This is a genomic window from Dietzia sp. DQ11-38-2 (assembly GCF_014145055.1).
GTDB lineage: Bacteria > Actinomycetota > Actinomycetes > Mycobacteriales > Mycobacteriaceae > Dietzia.
This window is the reverse complement of sequence record NZ_JAALDW010000339.1, coordinates 1-2,872: the sequence shown is the minus strand read 5'-3', so window position 1 is coordinate 2,872 and position 2,872 is coordinate 1. Positions and strand designations below refer to the sequence as shown.

The window sequence follows — 2,872 nt, the reverse complement described above, 5'->3', positions numbered from 1 at the left end:
CGTCGCCGTCGGTGGTGTGGCCGGGGCCGGGCTACAGGTTGGAGATCCGCGAGGGCCGTGACCCCGCGTCAGGGGTCGTGGCACGGGTTTCCCTCGCCGGGGGGGTCGTCCTGCGCACCGCTGCGGGGGTTGCGGTCGGGGTCGGCCCACGAGGCCTGCTCACCGGGCGACCCGAGGCGGTCGAGATCACGGGCCGTCCATGTGCGGTGGCTGGCTGGTCACGACCGTGGCTGATCGACGAGGCCTGGTGGGAGCCCGGCCCCGGTGGTGCGCCCCGTCGGCCGAAGGCCCGGATACAGGTCGTCCCCGAGCGGGCGGCCGCGTTGCTGCTGTGCTGCCTGGTGGGGGACGAGCCGGGGAGTTGGACGGTCGAGGGGGTGTACGAATGAACCGTCCACGACTCTTCGTGGCAGTGACCCTCGTCGCTCGTCGGGTGTGCTCAGCGTTCTATGTCGACCACCAGTCGGGTCGGGTTCTGGAGGAGGAAGGCCGAGAAGGGCCGGTCCGTGCCCTCGAGACCGATGACGGATTGTGCCCGGCCCTCGAACTGGCCGGCGAAGGCCACCCCGGCCACTCCGGTCGCCTCGTCGCTCGAGACGGTGCCCACGGGGACCTCCGTCATCGACGTCATGGTGGGAAGGACCTGGTCGCGGATCATCACCTGGAGGAACGAGTCCCCGGGCACCTCCACGGGGGAGCCGCTGCCCTGCTGGGCGGGTGCGTCCACGTAGTCCACGGAGTATCCCGGGACGCCCTGGCCCTGGAGTTCGTAGACCACGCGATCCTTGCCCTGGTAGTCGCCCACGCGGATATCGGTCACGACGAGCTGGGCGCGCTCGGCGGTCTCGCCGGGGTCCTCGCTCTTCGGTCCGGAGTCCGCAGGCCTGGCAGAGGGATCGGAGGTCTCGGTCTCGTCCGGAGCAAGGGCCCGGGCCAGCGCGGCCGGGGAGGATCCCGCCGTGGTGGTCTGGCTGGTGGTGGGGGATTCGGTCGAGGTGTCGGCTCCACATCCCGCCAGCCCCAGGGACGCGACGGCGGTGAGGGCGGCGGCCGCGGCGAAGCGGCGGTGATGGATACGCATACGTCCACCCTAGATCCCTCTGGTCACTTTTGTCCCACAAGGTGGCTACAGTTACGCCTCCCCGCGGGATGGGGCACCATGGGGTCGTGTCAGATACCGATTCCGCCACACACCCGGGTTGGTGTTCCCTGCAGTCCGCCGACGAGCCCCCGGCAGGCACCGCCGCCCACGAGGAGTCGTGGGTGCTGCTGGAGGTCCCCGGGCGCTGGGGGCGCGACATCTTCGACGGTGAGGCCCTGGGCGAGGACCTGTCCCGACGTCTCAAGGAGCACATCGCGGACTGCGGGTCGCGCATGCTCTTCATCCGTCGGCCCGGCCGCGAGGGGCAGCGCCTCGACCGGCACCGCTTCTACCTCTGCGACACCCGCCCCGACCGGCAGAGCATCCGCGCCGGCCGCGTCGACGGGCCTGAGGAGTTGCTCGGACTGGACCTGTCTCCGGACGGGCACGTGGCCGGTACCCGCGAGGTCGCGGCACCTGTGCCACTCGTGTGCACCCACGCCAAGCGTGACCAGTGCTGCGCTGTGCGGGGCCGCCCCGTCGCGGCCGGCCTGGAGTCAATGTTGGGCGGGCGCCTGGCAGCGCTCGACCCCGATGCCGCGGTGTGGGAGTGTTCCCACACCGGGGGGCACCGCTTCGCCCCGGTCCTGTTGTTGCCCGGCACCGGTTACACCTATGGGCCCGCGGAGGTGGCCCACGCGGCCGGGATCGTCGAGGCGGCACTGGACGGCCGGGTCGTCACCGAGAACCTGCGGGGCCGTAGCACCTGGCCACCGGCCGGTCAGGTGGCGGAGGTGGCCGTGCGGAACTCCGGTGTGGAGGCGGGGCCGGGCGACCTCGTCGTCACGATCGACCCCGATTCCCCGCGCGTGGCCGTGGTCCGCCACACAGACGGACGCGCCTGGCGCGTCGAGGCGGGCACCCGCCCACTGCCTCCACGGTCCCAGAGCTGCCGTAAACCGCCCGGCGAGGCGTCGGCGTGGGTCGTGGAGTCGTTCACCCAACTCTGAGCCCATGCACCGGGCCCCGGTGGGTGAGGCCCGGTGAACTGGTACCACGGCCCCAGGACCTGGACCGAGCTGGAGCGGGTTCTGTCCGGCCGGCCGAACCCGCGTGGGCCTCACAACCCGCACCCCGGTGACGGCAGCGACGCCCCCGCCTGGTCCCGTCGACGGGGTGAGTACACCCCGCCTCACGGGCGCCGGACGCCGGGACGGGTGCCCTACGCCGAGCTCCACGCCCATTCCGCCTTCAGCTTCCTGGACGGCGCCTCCTCACCCGAGGCGATGGCGGAGGCGGCGGCGGAACTGGGGCTGACCGCGCTGGCGATCACCGATCACGACGGCTTGTACGGGGTCGTCCGATTCGCCGAGGCGGCGTCCGAGCTGGGTCTGGCGACCGTCTTCGGTGCCGAGCTCTCGCTGCCCGGGGGTGAACACCTGCTCGTGTTGGCCCGCGGAGGGGAGGGCTATCGCAGACTCTCGCGTGCGATCGCCCACGCCCACCTCAGGGGAGGTGCGAAGGGTGAACCGCGGTACGAGATCGGGGAGCTCGCCGAGGCCGCCGGTGGTCACTGGTACGTGCTCACCGGGTGTCGCAGAGGGCGGGTGCGGCGAGCCCTCGAACGCGGCGGCGCGGGTGTGCCCGGCGTCGACACCGCGGCTGCGGGTGCAGCGCTGGGCGAGCTCGTCGACCTGTTCGGACGGGACCGGGTGGTCGTGGAGCTGACCTGTCACGGCGTTCCCGAGGACACCGAGCGATGTGATGCGCTGGCCACGCTCGCGGCCGCGG

Annotated in this window: 3 protein-coding genes and 1 pseudogene; 3 read left to right on the top strand and 1 reads right to left on the bottom strand. The window is 72.3% G+C overall.

Features of this window, described 5'->3' with window-relative positions; all coding sequences use genetic code 11:
- A pseudogene (locus G6026_RS11795) lies at positions 1 to 389 on the top strand (hypothetical protein); the annotation flags it as partial.
- Positions 390 to 439: 50 nt separating this feature from the next.
- Here the strand turns inward: G6026_RS11795 and G6026_RS11790 are convergent.
- Complete coding sequence (locus tag G6026_RS11790; protein ID WP_107755880.1) at positions 440 to 1,081, bottom strand: hypothetical protein; 642 nt, start codon at positions 1,079 to 1,081, stop codon at positions 440 to 442.
- 86 nt (positions 1,082 to 1,167) lie between these two features.
- On the opposite strand from G6026_RS11790, the gene G6026_RS11785 reads away from it, so the two are divergent.
- Both G6026_RS11785 and G6026_RS11780 read left to right on the top strand, forming a co-directional pair.
- On the top strand, positions 1,168 to 2,091 hold the full coding sequence (locus tag G6026_RS11785) for a sucrase ferredoxin (protein WP_309230266.1): 924 nt from the start codon (positions 1,168 to 1,170) through the stop codon (positions 2,089 to 2,091).
- Between the two features lie 33 nt (positions 2,092 to 2,124).
- A partial coding sequence (locus G6026_RS11780) for a PHP domain-containing protein (RefSeq protein ID WP_182613292.1) occupies positions 2,125 to 2,872 on the top strand: 748 nt, incomplete at its 3' end.